Origin of the sequence: Pseudomonas putida (assembly GCA_041071465.1) — a bacterium.
In the GTDB taxonomy this organism is placed as follows: domain Bacteria; phylum Pseudomonadota; class Gammaproteobacteria; order Pseudomonadales; family Pseudomonadaceae; genus Aquipseudomonas; species Aquipseudomonas putida_P.
Genome location: CP163498.1, coordinates 6196084 through 6214508 on the forward strand (window position 1 = coordinate 6196084; position 18425 = coordinate 6214508).

At 64.3% G+C, this 18425-nt stretch carries 12 protein-coding genes and 3 pseudogenes; 8 read left to right on the top strand and 7 right to left on the bottom strand.

The annotated features are described in order from the left end of the window. Window positions 1–51 precede the first annotated feature (51 nt). A pseudogene (locus AB5975_28455) lies at window positions 52–1418 on the top strand (NAD(P)-dependent oxidoreductase). After that, window positions 1419–2692 (top strand): annotated as a pseudogene (preA, locus tag AB5975_28460) (NAD-dependent dihydropyrimidine dehydrogenase subunit PreA). It abuts the pseudogene before it with no gap. A 175-nt stretch (window positions 2693–2867) separates the two neighbouring features. On the opposite strand, the gene AB5975_28465 reads toward preA, so the two are convergent. From AB5975_28465 to gnd, 7 genes are all read right to left on the bottom strand, one after another. Further along, the gene (locus AB5975_28465; protein ID XDR23051.1) at window positions 2868–3488 is read right to left on the bottom strand and encodes a TetR/AcrR family transcriptional regulator; all 621 of its coding nucleotides are present in this window, start codon (window positions 3486–3488) and stop codon (window positions 2868–2870) included. Beyond that, window positions 3488–3844 carry a VOC family protein gene (locus tag AB5975_28470; GenBank protein XDR20307.1) on the bottom strand — a complete coding sequence of 119 codons (357 nt, stop codon included), beginning with the start codon at window positions 3842–3844 and terminating at the stop codon, window positions 3488–3490. Before AB5975_28470 ends, AB5975_28465 begins: the two co-directional genes overlap by 1 nt. Window positions 3845–3903: 59 nt before the next feature. Continuing rightward, window positions 3904–4191, bottom strand: a complete 288-nt coding sequence (locus AB5975_28475; protein ID XDR20308.1) for a HigA family addiction module antitoxin — start codon at window positions 4189–4191, stop codon at window positions 3904–3906. Window positions 4192–4206: 15 nt separating this feature from the next. Continuing rightward, complete coding sequence (locus AB5975_28480; protein ID XDR20309.1) at window positions 4207–4485, bottom strand: type II toxin-antitoxin system RelE/ParE family toxin; 279 nt, start codon at window positions 4483–4485, stop codon at window positions 4207–4209. Between the two features lie 116 nt (window positions 4486–4601). Continuing rightward, on the bottom strand, window positions 4602–6398 hold the full coding sequence (locus AB5975_28485) for a glycoside hydrolase family 15 protein (GenBank protein XDR20310.1): 1797 nt from the start codon (window positions 6396–6398) through the stop codon (window positions 4602–4604). A 144-nt stretch (window positions 6399–6542) separates the two neighbouring features. After that, window positions 6543–8048 (bottom strand): glucose-6-phosphate dehydrogenase, encoded by a 1506-nt coding sequence (zwf, locus tag AB5975_28490; protein XDR20311.1) that lies wholly within the window; start codon window positions 8046–8048, stop codon window positions 6543–6545. Continuing rightward, a complete protein-coding gene (gnd, locus tag AB5975_28495) occupies window positions 8045–9061 on the bottom strand; it encodes a phosphogluconate dehydrogenase (NAD(+)-dependent, decarboxylating) (protein XDR20312.1) in 1017 nt (338 codons plus the stop codon). The genes zwf and gnd overlap by 4 nt, the downstream gene beginning before the upstream one ends. 171 nt (window positions 9062–9232) lie before the next feature. Between gnd and AB5975_28500 the strand changes: the two genes are divergently transcribed. From AB5975_28500 to AB5975_28525, 6 genes and pseudogenes are all read left to right on the top strand, one after another. Next, window positions 9233–9400: a DUF6026 family protein gene (locus AB5975_28500; GenBank protein ID XDR20313.1), complete on the top strand. Its 168-nt coding sequence runs from the start codon at window positions 9233–9235 to the stop codon at window positions 9398–9400. Between the two features lie 535 nt (window positions 9401–9935). Then, entirely contained in the window at window positions 9936–11495 is a 1560-nt protein-coding gene (gene glgA, locus AB5975_28505; GenBank protein XDR20314.1) for a glycogen synthase GlgA, read from the top strand. Window positions 11496–11509: 14 nt separating this feature from the next. Next, complete coding sequence (gene treZ / locus AB5975_28510) at window positions 11510–13252, top strand: malto-oligosyltrehalose trehalohydrolase (GenBank protein ID XDR20315.1); 1743 nt, start codon at window positions 11510–11512, stop codon at window positions 13250–13252. After that, window positions 13249–15319: pseudogene (gene malQ, locus AB5975_28515) on the top strand (4-alpha-glucanotransferase). Before treZ ends, malQ begins: the two are co-directional and overlap by 4 nt. Next, complete coding sequence (locus AB5975_28520) at window positions 15316–18090, top strand: malto-oligosyltrehalose synthase (GenBank protein XDR20316.1); 2775 nt, start codon at window positions 15316–15318, stop codon at window positions 18088–18090. Before malQ ends, AB5975_28520 begins: the two are co-directional and overlap by 4 nt. Before the next feature lie 14 nt (window positions 18091–18104). Beyond that, the gene (locus AB5975_28525; GenBank protein XDR20317.1) at window positions 18105–18371 is read left to right on the top strand and encodes a DUF2934 domain-containing protein; all 267 of its coding nucleotides are present in this window, start codon (window positions 18105–18107) and stop codon (window positions 18369–18371) included. Window positions 18372–18425: the final 54 nt, after the last annotated feature.

An 18425-nucleotide genomic window follows, 5' to 3' on the forward strand; every position in this document is an offset into this window, starting at 1 on the left:
CCCATCGCATTACCTGTCGCCTGCCCCATAAAAAATAGAGAGGCTACACCCGTGATCGACGCCCTGAACCATTTGCCGCGCCCCCGGGCCGGCGCCGACCAGTTGGCCGAGCGCTTCAGCGACCTGGCCCCACCCCTCACCGCCCGCCAGGCCGCCGTCGAAAGTGCACGCTGCCTGTACTGCTACGACGCCCCCTGCGTCAACGCGTGCCCCAGCGACATCGACATCCCCTCGTTCATCCACCGCATCAGCGACGAAAACCTGCAAGGCGCCGCCGAGCGCATTCTTTCGGCCAACATCCTCGGCGGCAGCTGCGCCCGCGTGTGCCCCACCGAAATCCTTTGCCAGCAAGCCTGCGTGCGCAACAACGCCCAGGAATGCGCACCGGTGCTGATCGGCCAGTTGCAGCGCTACGCGCTGGACAACGCCCAATTCAGCGAACACCCGTTCAAGCGCTCGCCCGCCACTGGCAAGCGCATTGCCGTGGTTGGCGCCGGCCCTGCCGGGCTGTCCTGCGCCCACCGGCTGGCGATGCACGGGCATGACGTGGTGGTGTTCGAGGCCAGCGACAAGGCCGGCGGCCTCAACGAGTACGGCATCGCCCGCTACAAGCTGGTGGATGACTACGCCCAGCGCGAAGTGGAGTTCCTGCTGGGCATTGGCGGTATTGAAGTTCGCCATGGCCAGCGCCTGGGCGGCAACCTCAGCCTGGGTGAACTGCGCGACCAGTACGACGCAGTGTTCCTGGGCCTTGGCCTGAATGCCGTGCGCCAGCTGGGGCTTCCCGATGAAGAAGCCCCGGCGTGCTCGCCGCCACCGAATACATCCGCGAGTTGCGCCAGGCCGATGACCTGAGCCAGCTGCCATTGGCCGACCGCTGCCTGGTGATCGGTGCCGGCAACACCGCCATCGACATGGCCGTGCAAATGAGCCGCCTGGGTGCCCGCGACGTCAACCTGGTGTACCGCCGTGGCCACGCCGACATGGGTGCCACCGGCCACGAGCAGGACATCGCCAAGGCCAACCAGGTGCGCCTGCACACCTGGGCCCGCCCTGATGCTGTGCTGCTCGATGACGCCGGCAAGGTGCGCGGCATGCGCTTTGCCCGCACCGAACTGGCGGACGGCCGCCTGCGCGACACCGGCGAAACCTTCGAGTTGGCCGCCGACGCCATCTTCAAAGCTATCGGCCAGCGCTTCGACGAGGCCAGCCTTGGCGACCCGGTGGCCGCACAACTGGCCCGCGACGGCGAACGTATCCGCGTTGATGAAACGATGCAAACCAGCCTGCCGGGCGTGTACGCAGGCGGCGACTGCACCGCGCTGGGCCAGGACCTCACCGTCCAGGCGGTGCAACACGGCAAGCTGGCCGCCGAAGCCATCCATGCCCAACTCATGCTCAACGTGGAGGCAGCGTAAATGGCCGACTTGTCTATCGTATTCGCCGGCATCAAGGCACCCAACCCGTTCTGGCTGGCCTCCGCACCGCCAACCGACAAGGCCTACAACGTGGTCCGCGCCTTCGAGGCCGGCTGGGGCGGCGTGGTCTGGAAAACACTGGGGAAGACCCGGCGGCGGTCAACGTGTCGTCGCGCTATTCGGCGCACTACGGCGCCAACCGCATGGTGCAAGGCATCAACAACATCGAGCTGATCACCGACCGCTCGCTGGACATCAACCTGCGCGAAATCACCCAGGTGAAGAAGGACTGGCCCGACCGGGCGTTGATCGTCTCGCTGATGGTGCCCTGCGTGGAGGAGTCGTGGAAATTCATCCTGCCGCTGGTGGAAGCCACCGGGGCTGATGGCATCGAGCTGAACTTCGGCTGCCCGCACGGCATGCCGGAGCGCGGCATGGGCGCGGCGGTAGGCCAAGTGCCGGAATACGTGGAAATGGTCACCCGCTGGTGCAAAACCTACTGCGCGTTGCCCGTGATCGTGAAGCTCACGCCGAACATCACCGACATCCGCCAGTCGGCCCGCGCCGCCCACCGTGGTGGGGCCGATGCGGTGTCGTTGATCAACACCATCAACTCCATTACCAGCGTCGACCTGGACCGCATGGTGGCCCACCCCATCGTCGGTGACCAGAGCACCCATGGCGGTTACTGCGGCTCGGCCGTGAAGCCGATTGCCCTGAACATGGTGGCAGAAATCGCCCGCGACCCAGACACCCGTGGCTTGCCGATTTGTGGCATCGGCGGTATCGGCAACTGGCGTGATGCAGCGGAATTCATGGCCTTGGGCAGTGGCGCCGTGCAGGTCTGCACGGCGGCGATGCTGCATGGTTTCCGTATTGTCGAGGACATGAAGGACGGCCTGGCACGCTGGATGGACCAGCATGGGCACGCCAATATCGAGGCGTTCCGTGGCCAGGCGGTAGGGCACACCACCGACTGGAAGTACCTGGACATCAACTACAAGTCGGTGGCGCATATCGACCAGGAGGCCTGTATCGGCTGTGGGCGCTGCCACATTGCGTGTGAGGATACCTCGCACCAGGCGATTGCCAGCACGCTCAAGGCTGACGGTACCCATGCGTACAACGTGATCGAAGAGGAATGCGTGGGCTGCAACCTGTGCCAAATCACCTGCCCGGTTGAAAACTGCATCGAGATGGAGGCGCAGGATACCGGCAAGCCATACCTGAACTGGACGCAGGACCCACGCAACCCCTACCGCGAGGCCAGTTGAAGCAAGCTGCTACCGCACCGACTACCCCCGTGTAGGAGCGGCCTTGTGTTGCGAAAGGGCCGCAGAGCGGCCCCAGCAATCTTCGCAACGATGCAGAAATCCGGGGGCCGCTTAGCGGCCCTTTCGCGACACAAGGCCGCCCCCACAAAGGACCGAGCCAGCCCGCAACAGCGGTTCACGGCTGTAGCCCAATCCCCCGCAAGATCACGCTGGTCACCGTCTGCACCGCACTCTCGAACGCCATGTCCGACAGCACCTCGCCGCCGTTGAGCAACTGCACCTGGTAGCCAAAGTCGGCATAGTGCTGGGTAGAGGCCCAGATCATGTACAACAGCGCCGACGGCTCCACCGGCAGGATGCGCCCCTCCTCCACCCAGCGGCGGATCTTGGCTTCTTTCAACTTGGCCCAAGGCACAAGGCTGTCATCCAGGTTCACCCCCAGCACCGGCGCCCCGTGCAGCATCTCTTCGGCCCAGATCTTCGAGCCCAGCGGCCGCGAACGCGAATGGCCCATCTTCGCCCGGATGTAGCTGGTCAGCACCACGCGTGGGTCGTCGAAGTTCTCGAAGCACAGTGCATCCTGCTTCCAAACATCCAGCAGGTCCTGCAAAACCGCGCGGAAAAGCTCGTCCTTGGTGCTGAAGTAATAATGCAGGTTGGAGCGCGGCAGCTCCGCCTGCTCGGCGATATCGCCCATGGAGGTGGCGCCGTAGCCCTTCTCAGCGAACACCTTCTCCGCCGCCTGCAGGATTTTCTCGATGTTGCGTCGGCGAATTTCGATCTTGTGGTTGGCCATCAGGCTTGGGCCGTCCACACGGCCAGTTCGTAACCGTCCGGGTCGATGAAATGAAAACGCCGCCCGCCAGGGAAGGCAAAGGTCGCCCGGCTGATTTTCGCCCCGGCCGCTTCGACCCGTTGCTGCGTGGCGTCAAGGTCATCGGCGTACAAAATCACCAACGGCCCGCCCGGGCGCACCGGCTCACCCGTGGTGAAACCACCCGTAAGGCGGCCGTCGCTGAACTCGGTGTATGTTGGCCCGTAGTCGGCGAAGACCCAGCCGAACACGCTGCCATAAAAGGCCTTGCTACGTGCGATGTCGCTGACATTGAACTCGATGTTGTCGATCTGCCGATCCGTACCGCGAATGCCCATGTGTGCTCCGTGCCGAAGGGGTTTGGCCTAGTCTACTCCGGTCGTTTCACACTTTTACATCAGGCGGCCTGAAACAACCGGGTAATCACAGGTTGCTGTCGGTGACGCGCCTGCCAGATATCGTAATCAGCCTGAATGGCCAACCACAGGCGGGCGGTGCTGATACCCGCCATCTCCAGGCGTATCGCCAGGTCTGGAGAAATCGCCGCGCGGCCGTGCAATACCCGCGACAGTGCTTCGCGAGAGAACCCAAGATGCGACGCGAACGCCTTCACCGTCAGACCTAACGCGGGCAGAACATCTTCACGCAGGGTTTCACCGGGATGTGGCGGATTATGCAAAGGCATGATCAGTTTTCCTTTTCAGTGGTAATCAAGGTAATCGACCAGTTCGACATCCGAACCCACGAAGCGAAAAGTCAGCCTCCAGTTACCGGAAACACTGACTGACCAGAAATCCGATAACGCTCCTTTGAGCGGATGCAACTGCCAGCCTGGTACGTTCAAATCCTGCGCAGCCATGGCGCGGTCAAGGAACTGGAGTTGCCGTTTTAAACGCCTTGCGTGAGGGGCCTGAATCCCTCGGGTGTTACCCGTTTCATGAAAAACTCGCAGTCCCTTGTGCCGAAAACTGATGATCATGGGTAGCTCGCCGCGTCCATTTGGGAGACGAACCAAGTGTGACCCCATGCATCACACGAAGCAAAATATCATATGTGACGCAATGCGTCACACACTGTTTACCAATGGTAACGACGCTATCCACAACGTGCCCTGTCTCGCACCGGACACTGTGCGCGGTGCAGGTTCAGGGCGGTGTTGATGATGCCAATATGGCTAAACGCCTGGGGGAAGTTGCCGAGCATGCGCTGGCCCGCCGGGTCGTACTGTTCGGCCAGTAGGCCGAGGTCGTTGCACAGGCCGGTCAGGCGTTCGTACAAGGCCTGCGCTTCTTGCTGGCGCCCCAGCAACACGTAAACATCGGCCAGCCAGAACGAACACACCAGGAAGGTGCCCTCACCCGGGGTCAAGCCGTCGCTGCAGCTGTCGCTGTCGTAGCGCAGCAGCAGGCCGTTTTTCAATAGCCGCTGTTCTATCTGTGCCAGCGTGCGCAGAAAGCGTGGGTCATCTGCTGGCAGGAAGCCGGTCAGGGCAATCTGCAACAGGCTGGCGTCCATTTCGCTTGAACCATAAGCCTGGACAAAGTATTTGCCGCTGGCGTCCAGGCCGTTCTCGCACACTTCGCGGTGAATCTCGTCAGCCACCTGGCGGTAATGCTGCCCGCGCTCGCGGCCCTCTTCAGTGGTGTCGGCCAGCCCCGCAGCACGGTCGAAGGCGACCCAGGCCATCACCTTGGAATGCACAAACTGCTGCCGGCCGCCACGCACCTCCCAGATGCCTTCGTCCGGCTCACGCCAGATGCGCTCGACGTAGGGCAGAATCAATCGGGAGATGGCGGCGCTGCGTGGGGGACGCGGCAAGCCGCCTTTGATCGCCTGGCTCATGGCATCGGCCAGTTCGCCATAGATGTCCAATTGCATCTGCTGCGAGGCAGCATTGCCGACTCGCACGGGTTGCGAATGTTCGTAACCGGCCAGCCACGGCAAGGTGTACTCCTGCAGGTCGCGCTCACCGGCCAGGCCGTACATGATCTGCATCTGCTCGGGGTTGCCGGCTACCGAGCGCAGCAGCCACTCACGCCAGGCCTGGGCCTCGTCGAAGTAGCCGAGGTTCATGAAGGCCAGCAGGGTCATGGTGGCGTCGCGCAGCCAGCAGAAACGGTAGTCCCAGTTGCGCTCCCCGCCCACACGCTCGGGCAACGAAGTGGTGACGGCGGCGACGATGCCGCCGGTGGGGGCGTAGGTCATGGCCTTGAGGGTGAGCAGCGAGCGGCGCACCAGCGCAGTGTATGGGCCTACCTCTGGGCAACGGGCGGCGAAAGCCTGCCATTGGTCGACAGTTTGGGCCAAGGCCTGTTCGACATCGCAGTTGGGCTGCACCGACAAGTGCGAGGGTTGGTGGCGCAGGCTGAAGACGTGGCGCTGGCCCGTGCCGACGCGAAAGCGGGCAACCGTATGGTGGTCGCGGGCATGCGGGGGCACGGTGCTGCACAGGATCAGCCGGTCCGGGCCTGCCACGGCGCTGAGGGTCAGTGGGTCGAGCCGCTCGACCCAAGGCACGCTGCGACCGTAGTCGAAGCGCATGACCAGGTCCATTTCGAAGTTGGTTTCGCCAGACAGGCCTTCGACGATGCGCACCACCGAATTGACCTCACCCAGGGGCATGAAATCGAGCACGCGGGCCCGGCCAGTGGCCGTCACCCAGGTGGTTTCCAGTACCAAGGTATCGTCCAGGTATTGGCGGCTGCTGTGTTCGATCGGGTCGCAAGGAGATAGGCGCCAGCGGCCATTTTCTTCGTTGCCCAACAGGGCAGCGAATACCGCTGGAGCGTCGAAGCGCGGCAGGCACAGCCAGTCGAGCGAGCCATCGCGGCTGACCAGGGCGGCACTGCGGCAGTTGCCCAGCAGGGCGTAGTCTTCGATGTGGGCGGGCATTAAGTCTCCTTGGTGTGATCGCCTGTGCCGGCCCTTTCGCGGCTAAAGCCGCTCCCACAGGTATCGCATCGGCCCTAAGGGAAGTGGTATCCCTGTGGGAGCGGCTTTAGCCGCGAAAGGGCCGGCACAGAATTTACAAAAGTCTTACCCCAACCGGTGCCACTCGCGCTTGTCCCGCGCCAGCAATTCATTGCCCGCTTCGGGCCCATCTTCGCCGGCCGGGTAGCCATGCACATCGCCGCCCTGGGCCCAGGCATCGAGAAACGGCTGCACCGCTCGCCAGCCGTTTTCGATATTGTCGGCCCGCTGGAACAGGGTCTGGTCACCGGTCAGGCAGTCGTAGATCAGCGTCTCGTAGCCGGTCGCCGGGGTCATCTTGAAGAAGTCCTTGTAGGCAAAGCCCAGCTCGACATTCTCCATCACCAGCTCCGGCCCGGGCCGCTTTGCCTGCAGGTCGAACCACATGCCTTCGTTGGGCTGGATCTGGATTTTCAGGTAGTTGGGCTTGGGCCGCTCCAGCTCCGACTCGCGAAACTGCGCATACGGCGCGGGCTTGAAGCAAATGGCGATCTCGGTGTCGCGCACGCTCATGCGCTTGCCGGTGCGCAGGTAGAACGGCACGCCGGCCCAGCGCCAATTGTCGATCATCACCTTCAGCGCCACGTAGGTTTCGGTCTGGCTCTCAGGCGCGACGTTGGCCTCCTGGCGGTAACCGGGCAGTTGCTTGCGCCCCTGCTTGCCGGCACTGTACTGGCCACGCACGGAGTTCTTCAGGGCCATTTTTGCCGACCATGGGCGGATGGCACCGACCACTTTGGCCTTTTCACCGCGTACCGCATCGGCGCCGAACGCGGCCGGCGGCTCCATGGCCACCATCGCCAGCAACTGGAACAGGTGATTGGGTACCATGTCACGCAAGGCGCCGGTGCTGTCATAGAACGCACCACGGGTCTCGACGCCGACGGTTTCTGCTGCGGTGATCTGCACATGGTCGATGTAGTGGTTGTTCCAGAACGATTCGAACAGGCCGTTGGAGAAGCGGCTGACCAGAATGTTCTGCACCGTTTCTTTGCCCAGATAATGGTCGATGCGGTAGATCTGCCGCTCGCCCATCACCTTCAGCAGGCAAGCGTTGAGCGCCTCGGCGCTGGCCAGGTCGGTGCCGAAGGGCTTTTCCACCACCACTCGGCGAAAGCCGCCGGCAGACTCGTCAAGCAAGCCGGCCTGCCCGAGGCGCTGCGCCACTTCGGGGAAGAAGCGCGGCGACGTGGCCAGGTAGAAGATGGCGTTGCCATGGCTGGTCTTTTCGATGCGCTTGGCAATGGCTTGGTAAGTCGCCGGGTCGAGGAAGTCGCCTGTCTGGTAATCCAGGCGCTTGGCCAAGCGGGCCCAGAGCTTATCGTCGAGGCACTGGTCGCCGCCCTCGCGGCCTTTGTCACGCTCGCGCATGAACGCCTGCAGCCGCTCAGCGAAATCCGCGGCGCTGGCCGCGTTGTGGTCGACGCCGACGATGCGCAGGTTACGGTCCAGCAGGCCGTCGCGGCTGAGGTTATACAGCGCCGGCATCAGCAGGCGCTTGACCAGGTCGCCATTGGCGCCGAACAGGAACAGGGTACAAGGGGGTGCAGCGGGAATGGTCTGTTTGGTCATTCGGCTTTCTTCTCGACGTGGCCACCGAAGCCCAGGCGCATGGCCGAGAGAATCTTGTCACCATAAGTACCCTGCTGCTGGCGCGAGCGGAAGCGCGCGAACAATGCGCTGGACAACACCGGCACCGGCACCGCCTGCTCGACCGCAGCGTCGATGGTCCAGCGGCCTTCGCCACTGTCGGACACCGAGCCACTGAACTGCGACAGCTGCGGGTCGGCCACCAGCGCATCGGCGGTAAGGTCGAGCAGCCACGAGGTCACCACGCTGCCGCGCCGCCACACTTCGGCGATTTCGGCCACGTTCAGGTCAAAGCGCTGGTCTTCCGGCAGCTCGTCGCCGCCTTTGCTGCGCAGCAGGTCGAAGCCTTCGGCATAAGCCTGCATCAAGCCGTACTCGATACCGTTGTGCACCATTTTCACGTAGTGCCCGGCGCCAGGTGGGCCGGCGTGGATATAGCCGTGTTCGGCCCGCTGGTGCTCGCCGCTGCGGCCATGGGTACGGGGGATGTCACCCACGCCTGGCGCCAGCGCCTTGAACAGGGGCTCCAGGCGCTCGAACACGTCCTTTTCGCCACCGATCATCATGCAGTAGCCACGGTCCAGGCCCCATACGCCGCCGGAGGTACCGACGTCCAGGTAATGCAGGCCGCGCTTGGCCAGTTCTGCGGCGCGGCGCATGTCGTCCTTGTAGAAGGTGTTGCCGCCGTCGATGATCGCATCGCCCGGCTCCAGCAGCTCGGCCAATTGGGCGATGGTTTGCTCGGTGGGCTCGCCGGCCGGCAGCATCACCCATACGGCACGCGGCGCTTTCAGCTTTTGTACCAGTGCACCGAGGTCGTGCGCGCCCTGGGCGCCCTCGCCCTCCAGCCCAGTGATGGCTTCACGGTTGCGGTCGTGTACCACGGTGCGATGGCCGGCGCGCATCAGGCGCCTTGCGATGTTGCCGCCCATGCGGCCCAGCCCGACGATTCCCAGTTGCATGAGCCGATGCTCCCCTTTCGAAATGGATGACAATACAGTCCAGCTGTTCAGATTAGTCCAGCATGCCGCCCGAGGGTTCAGCGACGAACGGCAAGACCACGATAAACAAAAAAGTTCCCAAGGCCTGCGAAAGAATTCAAAATGCGCCCCGCGTGAAGCGTCTACGCTTTGACTTGTCACCAGCCAAAACCGCGAGGTGTGCTCATGGGTACCTTGATGCCTGCAACCCCACCCCAGACACTCTATGTCTCCGTGCGCCGTGATGAGCTGCGTAAACTGAAGGACGAACGTGACCAACTGCGCCAACAGGTCGCCCAGCTGAACCTGCTGCTGGCGCAACAACGTGATGGCGATAAAGCTGTCAGCCTCTGATCTTCCCTTCCTCCAGTGGGGGCTGTAAGGCTCCCACCTGCTGATCTCCCCGACGTAGCTTTTTAATCCCCCACCAAGCACCAACTTGGTGCACGGCCCCCTGCTGGCCACAAATTGGCGCACCCGCCAAACACCCCCGACAAACCTTTTCACATCCAGTCACATACGCCAACGTTTGCGTCTATTCCGCACATAACAATAGTGACCAGCGGGTCACCTTTTTAGCACTTTCTCTCCTACACTCGGTTTTCGGCCCGCCATTTGCTCATCAGGAAGAGTGACCAAAATAAGTCGAACTTTCAGGAAAGCCGGCGGGTCATGAACAAAGAAGGCCAGACGCATTGGGCTACTCCCAATCCTCAGCCTACAACCCCAACCAGTCCAATCGCCTTCGGCCGGAGCGCCGATCGCGCTGTGCCTGCGCGCACGCCCCTGGGGCAAGGAACGCACTACGCAGATTCAAAATTAGAGAGAACCAACACGAAACATCGCCACGGGTGCCAGCACCCGGCCAAGCATAGGGACGGAGAGAAGTATGATCAGTGCCGCTGTCGAGCCTCACGTAGATTCATTCAACCCGGACAACCGCGAGCCGCTCACCCCGGATTTCGCCACGACAGGCAAGGCACCCGGCGCCCAGCGCCAACACAACCCGAACATGCGCAAGATTCTGTTCGTGACCTCGGAAATCGCCGACCTGGTGAAAACCGGCGGCCTGGGCGACGTGTCCGCCGCGCTGCCCCGTGCCCTGGCGCACCTGCACGATGTACGGGTGCTCATCCCCGGCTACCGCCAGGTCATGGAAAGCGACAACCCGATCCATATCGTGGGTGAACTGGGCGGCCACGCGGCCCTGCCGCCGTGCAAGATCGGGCGCATGGACATGGCCGACGGCCTGGTCATCTACGTGCTGATCTGCCCCGAACTGTATCAACGCGACGGCACACCCTATGGTGCCAACAACGGCCGAGACTGGCCTGACAACCACATTCGCTTCGCTCGCCTGGGCCTGGCTGCCGCCGAAATCGCCGCTGGCGAAGGCAAGATCCACTGGACGCCGGAAGTGGTGCACGCGCATGACTGGCCCGCCGGCCTGGCCCCGGCCTACATGCACTGGCGCGGGCTGAGCACGCCCACCCTGTTCACCATCCACAACCTGGCCTACCAGGGAGTATATAGCCGCGGCTGCAGCCCGGAGCTGGCGATCCCCGACCACGCCATGCAGCAGGAAGGCATGGAGTTCTACGGCAAGTTGTCGTTCCTCAAGGCTGGGCTGGCCTACTCCAGCCACATCACCACGGTCAGCGCCACCTATGCGCGGGAAATCACCACCCCGGAATTCGGCTGCGGCCTGGACGGCTTCCTCGCCAGCAAGGCCCAGCAAGGCCTGCTAGGTGGCATCCCCAACGGTATCGACGAAAGCTGGGACTCGGCCACCGACAAGCACCTGCAGCACAACTTCAGCATCAACGATTGGGAAGGCAAGGCGCGCAACACCCATGAAGTGCGCGAGCTGTTCGGCCTGGAAGATTCCGAAGGCCCGCTGTTCGCCGTGGTCTCGCGGCTGGTCTATCAGAAGGGCCTGGACCTGACCCTGGGCGTGGCCGACTACATCGTCGAACAAGGTGGGCAGATCGCGATCATCGGCCGTGGCGAGCCGGAAGAAGAACAAGCCATGCGCGAACTGGCGCTGCGCCACCCAGGGCGTATCGGTGTGCGCATCGGTTTCAATGAAACCGATGCTCGACGGATGTTCGCGGGCAGCGACTTCCTGCTTATGCCGTCGCGCTACGAGCCTTGCGGCCTCAGCCAGATGTACGCGCAACGCTTCGGCTCACTGCCGGTGGCGCGCAATACAGGCGGCCTGGCCGACACCATCGAGTGCGGCGTCACGGGCTTCTTGTTCAACGAATCGACCGTCGAGAGCTACCGCCAGGCACTGAGCCGCGCCTTCTATGTATACGGCAAGAAGGACCTGCTCAACGCCATGCGCTGCCTTTCGATGACCCAGCCATTCAACTGGTGCCAGGCGGTGGAGCCCTACGCCCGCCTGTACGAGGACCTGGTCAAGCAGGCACAACTGAGCCACTACTGAGCGGGGGCTGGAAGATGCACAGGCATGGCGCACACTTGTTGGACGCCACGTCGGCGCGCTTCGCCCTCTGGGCACCCGATGCGCGCAGCGTGAGCGTTGAACTGGAACAGCAACCGGCCATCGAGCTGCTGCCCGGCGACGATGGCTGGTACACCGGCGTGGCCCCATGCCAGGCCGGTGACCGTTACCACTACCGAATCGACGGTGAATTGCTGGTGGCCGACCCGGCCTCACGCTACCAGCCCGACGGCGTACAAGGGCCGAGCCAGGTGGTGAATGTGGCCGGTTACGCCTGGCAACACCCGTGGCAAGGCCGGCCTTGGCATGAAGCGGTGATCCAGGAGGTGCATGTTGGCCTGCTCGATGGCTACGCCGGGGTAGCTCGGCAACTGCCGCGCCTGGCCGAACTCGGCATCAGCGCGATCGAACTGATGCCGCTGGGGCAGTTCCCCGGCGAACGCAACTGGGGCTACGACGGGGTGCTGCCCTACGCGCCGCAGAACACCTACGGCAGCCCCGAACAGCTGTGCGCACTGGTCGACCAGGCCCACGGCGAAGGGCTGATGGTATTGGTGGACGTGGTGTACAACCACTTCGGCCCCGACGGCAATTACCTGCACCAGTACGCCAGCCCGTTCTTCCGCGAAGACCGGCAGACGCCATGGGGCGCGGCCATCGACTTCCGCCGCCCGCAGGTGCGCGAGTACTTCATCCAGAATGCCCTGATGTGGCTGTGCGACTACCGCTGCGACGGCCTGCGCCTGGACGCCGTGCACGCCATCGACCAGCCGGACTTCCTCGTCGAACTGGCGCAGCGCGTACGCGCTGCAGTGGAACCTGGCCGCCAGGTGTGGCTGGTGCTGGAAAACGAGCACAACCAAGCCGGCCTGCTGGAACAAGGCTTCGACGCCCAATGGAACGACGACGGCCACAATGCCCTGCACGTGCTGCTGACCGGCGAAACCGAGGGTTACTACGCCGACTACCAGCAACGCCCCATCGACCAGTTGGCGCGCTGCCTTGGCGAAGGGTTCGTGTTCCAGGGCGAACCCAACCGGCATGGCACGCCACGCGGCGAACCCAGCGCGCATCTGCCGCCCAGTGCCTTTGTGTTGTTCCTGCAAAACCACGACCAGATCGGCAACCGCGCGCTCGGTGAACGCCTGACCCGCCTGTGCTCGCCACCGGCCCTGCGTGCGGCCACCGGCCTGCTGTTGCTGGCACCGATGATTCCGCTGCTGTTCATGGGCGATGACGACGGCAGCTGCCGGCCATTTCTGTTTTTCACCGATTTCCATGATGCGCTGGCCGATGCCGTGCGCGAAGGCCGCCGAGGTGAATTCGCCCACTTCACCGCGTTTGCCGACCCCGATCAGCGTGAGCATATTCCCGACCCCAACGCCGAGCAGACCTTCGAGTCTTCGCGCCCGCAAAACAAGGAGGTGATCGCCGGCTGGCACGGCCTGTACCAGCAGCTACTCGACCTGCGCCGCCGCCACGTCATCCCGCACTTGCCCGGCAGCCGTGCACTGGGCGCCGAGGTGCACGGCGACAAGGCGCTGACCGCACGCTGGCGGCTAGGCAATGGCAACACATTGCGCATCGACCTGAACCTGGCCGACACCGCGCAAGCCGTCGAGCTGCCCGCGCCACCCGCTCGGCTGTTCGACAGCAGCGACACCCGGCACCCGGATACCCACCTGGCTGCGTACAGCTGTGTGGTCAGCCTGCTTCCCCCTGCCCAGGAGCGCCTATGAGCGAAACCGCCCTGCACCGTCTGGCGACCCTCGTCGGGCTCAGCCGCGACTGGATCGACGCCAATGCCCGGCCTCAGCGTGTCAGCGACGAAGTGCTGCGCAATATCCTCGCAGGCCTTGGCCACCCAGCCAGCGATGACACGGCCATTGCCGCCAGCCTGCGTGCGGTGGAAGCCGCCGAGGACAGTGAGCACCTGCCGCCCTTACTGACCGCCGAGCAGGGCCAACCGCTGGCGCTGGCGCGCTACTTCAGCGCCGCCAGCGTCGCCCACTGCACCCTGGAAGACCAGGCCTCGCTTACCCTGAGCCTTGACCAGCAGGCGCGTCTGCCCGGTGATCTGCCGATTGGCTACCATCAGGTAGAAATCGACAGCCGCCGCTTCACTGTGGCCATTGCCCCGCCACGCTGCCACAGCCTGGAAGACGATGTGCAACAACCACCACCACGCTGCTGGGGCCTGGCGGTGCAGCTGTACAGCCTGCGTCGCCCCGGCGATGGTGGCTACGGCGACTGCCTGGCACTGGAGCAGTTGGCACGCTCGGCAGCCGAGCGCGGCGCCGATGCCTTGGCCATCAGCCCGATCCACGCCTTGTCGGCCATCGACCAGGAACACTACAGCCCCTACTCGCCGTCCAGTCGCCTGCTGCTCAACACCCTGTACGCCAGCCCCGCGTCCTTGCTGGGTGAACGGGAGGTGCGCATAGCCATCGAAGCCTGCGGCCTGGAACAGCAACTGGAGGAGCTGGAGCAACGCCCATTGGTCGACTGGCCACGCGCCGCCAGCGCCCGCCTGCGCCTGCTAGAAGCGCTGTACCAGGGCTTCAGCCAAGGCAACCACCCGCTACGCAGCGATTTCGACAGCTTCCGCGCAGCCGGTGGCCAGGCGCTGGAACACCACTGTCGCTTCGAGGTGCTCCAGGCCCAGGCAGTCGAGCATGGCCTGGGCGCCGACTGGCGCAACTGGCCCAAGGCCTGGCACGACCCGTACCACCCGGAAGTGGAAGCCTTTGCCAGCGCCTACCCGGCCAAGGTCGAGTTCCATGCCTTTTGCCAGTGGCTGACCGAACGCGGCCTGCAGCGTGCCCACGAGGCAGCCCGTGGCAACGGCATGGCCGTGGGCCTGATCGCCGACCTGGCGGTGGGCGCCGACGGCGCCGGCAGCCAGGCTTGGAGCCGCCAGGATGAACTGCTGGCCGGCCTGAAAGTGGGGGGGCGCCGCCCGACATCCTCAACCGCGCCGGGCAGGACTGGGGTATCTGCGCCTTCTCGCCCGAGGGCCTCAAGCGCAACGGCTACCGCGCCTTCATCGAGATGCTGCGGGCCAACCTCGCCCACGCTGGCGGCCTGCGCATCGACCATGTGATGGGCCTGCGCCGGCTGTGGCTGATCCCGCAGGGGGCAAAGCCCAGCGAAGGCGCCTACCTCAATTACCCGCTGGACGACCTGTTGCGCCTGTTGGCGCTGGAATCGGTGCGCCACCAGGCGATCATTCTTGGCGAAGACCTGGGCACCGTACCCGATGGCCTGCGCGAGGCACTGGCCGAAAAAGCCGTGCTGGGCATGCGCGTACTGCCCTTCGAGCAGACCCAGCCCGGCCAGTTCAAGCCGATTCTCGACTGGCCGGACAACGCCCTGGCCACCACGGGCACCCATGACCTCGCGCCATTGGCCGGCTGGCTGGAAAACCGCGACATCGACTGGAGCCAGCGCTTGCAACTGATCGACGCCGCTACCGAGCTGCACTGGCGCCACGACCGCCAGAAAGAACACGACGGCCTGCGCCGCACCCTGGAGGCCAACTACGGCGAGCTGAAGGACAATGACGCGGTAATCGACGCCGCCATCCGCTACGTTGGCCATACCCGCGCACCGCTGGTGCTGGTGCCGCTGGAAGACTTGCTGGGTTGCGACGAGCAGCCCAACCTGCCGGGACCACCAGCGGCCACCCCAATTGGAGGCGGCGCTTCGCCCAGCCAGTGCGCGAACTGCTCGACGACGAGCATGCCGCCCGCCGCCTGGAGCTGCTGGCCCAGGCCCGCGAACAAGCCTGGGAGCGTGACCGATGAAGCCACTGACCGCGACCCTGCGCCTGCAATTTCACAGTGACTTCACCCTTGATCACGCCGTGCCGCTGGTACCGTACTTCGCTCAATTGGGCATAAGCCACCTGTATGCCTCGCCTATCCTCAAGGCCCGCGCGGGCTCGCGCCATGGCTACGACGTGGTCGACCCTACCTGCGTGAACCCGGAGCTTGGCGGCGAGGCGGCACTGCAGCGACTGGTCGCCGCCCTGCGCCAGCATGGCATGGGGCTGATCCTTGACACTGTGTCCAACCATATGGCCGTGGGCGGTGCCGACAACCCTTGGTGGCAAAGCCTGTTGGCCTGGGGCCGGCGCAGCCCGTATGCGGAGTTCTTCGACATCCAGTGGCACTCCAGCGACCCGCTGCTGGCCGGGCAACTGCTGTTGCCGTTTCTCGGCAGCGACTATGGCGTGGCGCTGAAGAACGGCGACATACCGCTTGAATTCGACAAGCAGCAAGGCACGCTGCAAATCGCCCATTACGATCACCGCTTCCCAATCTGCCCGGTCGACTATGGCTGGATTCTCGCCCTCAGCCCAGAGCCGGCACTCAAGGCCCTGGCCGAGCACTTCACGGCATTGGCCGAATCGACCACCCCACTGGCCGATGCCCTTGCGCTGCACACCGAACTGGCACGCTTGGTGCGCGAAGGTGCCGACTTGGAATCAGCGCTAGTGGCATTCGACAGCCGCGCCGAAAATGGTTTCAAGCGCCTGCACCTGCTGCTGGAGCGCCAGACCTACCGCCTGGCCAGCTGGCGCACCGCCGCCGACGACATCAACTGGCGGCGCTTCTTCGACATCAACGAGCTCGGAGGTCTGAGGGTGGAGCGCGCAGTGGTGTTCGAGGCCACCCACGCCAAGCTGTTCGAACTGATCGAACGCGGCCTGGTGGACGGCCTGCGCATCGACCATATCGACGGCCTTGCCGACCCGCGCGGCTATTGCCGCAAACTGCGCCGACGGGTCGATGGCCTGCTGGCACAGCGGCCGCTGAGTGCAGCACTGGAACACTTCCCGATCTACGTGGAGAAGATTCTTGGCGCTGACGAGCACCTGCACCGCGACTGGCTCACCGACGGCACCACCGGCTACGAGTTCATGAACCAGGTGTCGCTGCTGCAACACGACCCGGCCGGCGAAGCGCCGCTGAGCGAGCTGTGGGCCAACCTCAGCGAGCGCCCGGACTTCCCCGAAGAAGTGCGCCAGGCCCGTCACCTGGTACTCAACGCCAGCCTGGCCGGTGACTGCGAATCGGTGGCCCTGGCCCTGCTGCAAGTGGCACGCAACGACCTGATGACCCGCGACCTGACCCTGGGCGCGATTCGCCGGGCCTTGCAGGCGCTGGTGGCGCATTACCCTGTCTACCGTACCTACTTCAACGCCTGCGGGCGCCCGGCTGAAGACGAAAGGTTTTTCCAGCAGGCGCTGGTCAACGCCCGGCAAGACCTTGGCGAAGCCGACTGGCCACTGCTGGAACAACTTGAACGATGGCTGGGCGGGCAAGCCTGGCGTCACCTGCCACCGGGCCGCGCCCGCAAGCAGCTGCGCCATGCCTGCGTGCGTTTCCAGCAACTGACCGCGCCCAGCGCCGCCAAAGCCGTGGAAGACACCGCCTTCTACCGCAACGCGCGGCTGCTGTCGCGCAATGACGTGGGCTTCGAGGCCGAGCATTTCAGCGCAGCACCTGCGCACTTCCACAACGAAGCCCAGCGGCGCCTGCGCGACTTCCCCGACAACCTGCTGGCCACCGCCACCCACGACCACAAGCGCGGTGAAGACACCCGAGCGCGCTTGGCCGTACTCAGCGAGCGCGGGCCGTGGCTGGCCAGTCGGGTGGAGCATTGGCGTGAATTGGCTGCCCCCTTGCGCACACTGCTGGACGACGGCCCAGCACCCAGCCCTGGCGACGAGCTGATGCTCTTGCAGACCTTGCTCGGCAGCTGGCCGCTAACGCTCGACCTGCAGGACACGGGCGGCCTGCGCACATACGCCGAGCGCATTCGCCAATGGCAGCAGAAGGCCCTGCGCGAAGCCAAGTTGCGCAGCAGCTGGAATGCACCGAACGAAGCCTATGAAAGCGCCTGCACCCGCTATGTCGATGGCCTGCTGCTGGACAGCGAGAACCAGCAACTGCGCAAGTCCGTGGCCGATGCCGCACAACTGCTGGCCTGCCCAGGCGCCCTCAACGGCCTGGTCCAAACCCTGCTGCGCATGACAACCCCAGGCGTGCCCGACCTGTACCAGGGCAATGAATACTGGGACTTCAGCCTGGTCGACCCGGATAACCGCCGCGCCGTGGACTACGCTTGCAGGCGTCGTACCCTCGACGACGCCACAGCGCCCGCCGAGTTGCTGACGCACTGGCGCGATGGCCGCATCAAGCAGGCCTTGATCGCCAAAGTGCTGGACTGCCGCCAGGCACACGCCGACTTGTTCCGCCGTGGTGCCTACCTGCCACTGAGCGTGCAGGGCCGGCACGCAGACAACGTGATTGCGTTTGCCCGCCTGGGAGAAGGCGAGCGGGCCGTCATCGTCGCGCCACGCCTGGCCAGTAGCCTGCTCGGTGGCGCCACAACCCCGTTGATCCCGGCACAGAACTGGGACGACACCCGGCTGGTATTGCCGTTTGCCTTGTCAACTGCCAACTCGACGGGACTTTTCCCCTGTGCGGCGGTCAGCTCTTCCAAGGAGCTGATGTTGAGCGCCGTGCTGGCGGAGTTTCCGGTCAACCTGTTGATACAACAATCTTGAGCATCAGGAGCGTCATGATGAGTGTCGATGAAAAGCGTATTCGCGAATTTGCCTACCAGATATGGGAGTCCGAAGGTAAACCCGCCGGCCAGGAAGACCGCCACTGGGATATGGCGCGCAAGTTGGCCGAGGCTGAAGCCTTGGCACCCAAGGCGGCGCCACGCAAACGGGCACCGGCCAAGCCCAAGCCACCTGCCGAACCCAAGGTGGCCGCGCTGCCAGGGGTTAAACCGGCTGCGGCGAAAAAGCCCAGGGCGGTGAAAAAGCCTTCTGCTGGTTAAGCCTGTACTGGCCTCTTCGCGGGTAAACCCGCTCCCACAGGTACTGCACGGCTT

Coding starts and splice junctions, on each gene's coding strand:
- AB5975_28465 (XDR23051.1), bottom strand. CDS start 3,488: ATGGCCAACCACAAGATCGAAATTCGCCGACGCAACATCGAGAAAATC.
- AB5975_28470 (XDR20307.1), bottom strand. CDS start 3,844: ATGGGCATTCGCGGTACGGATCGGCAGATCGACAACATCGAGTTCAAT.
- AB5975_28475 (XDR20308.1), bottom strand. CDS start 4,191: ATGCCTTTGCATAATCCGCCACATCCCGGTGAAACCCTGCGTGAAGAT.
- AB5975_28480 (XDR20309.1), bottom strand. CDS start 4,485: ATGATCATCAGTTTTCGGCACAAGGGACTGCGAGTTTTTCATGAAACG.
- AB5975_28485 (XDR20310.1), bottom strand. CDS start 6,398: ATGCCCGCCCACATCGAAGACTACGCCCTGCTGGGCAACTGCCGCAGT.
- zwf (XDR20311.1), bottom strand. CDS start 8,048: ATGACCAAACAGACCATTCCCGCTGCACCCCCTTGTACCCTGTTCCTG.
- AB5975_28500 (XDR20313.1), top strand. CDS start 9,233: ATGGGTACCTTGATGCCTGCAACCCCACCCCAGACACTCTATGTCTCC.
- glgA (XDR20314.1), top strand. CDS start 9,936: ATGATCAGTGCCGCTGTCGAGCCTCACGTAGATTCATTCAACCCGGAC.
- treZ (XDR20315.1), top strand. CDS start 11,510: ATGCACAGGCATGGCGCACACTTGTTGGACGCCACGTCGGCGCGCTTC.
- AB5975_28520 (XDR20316.1), top strand. CDS start 15,316: ATGAAGCCACTGACCGCGACCCTGCGCCTGCAATTTCACAGTGACTTC.
- AB5975_28525 (XDR20317.1), top strand. CDS start 18,105: ATGATGAGTGTCGATGAAAAGCGTATTCGCGAATTTGCCTACCAGATA.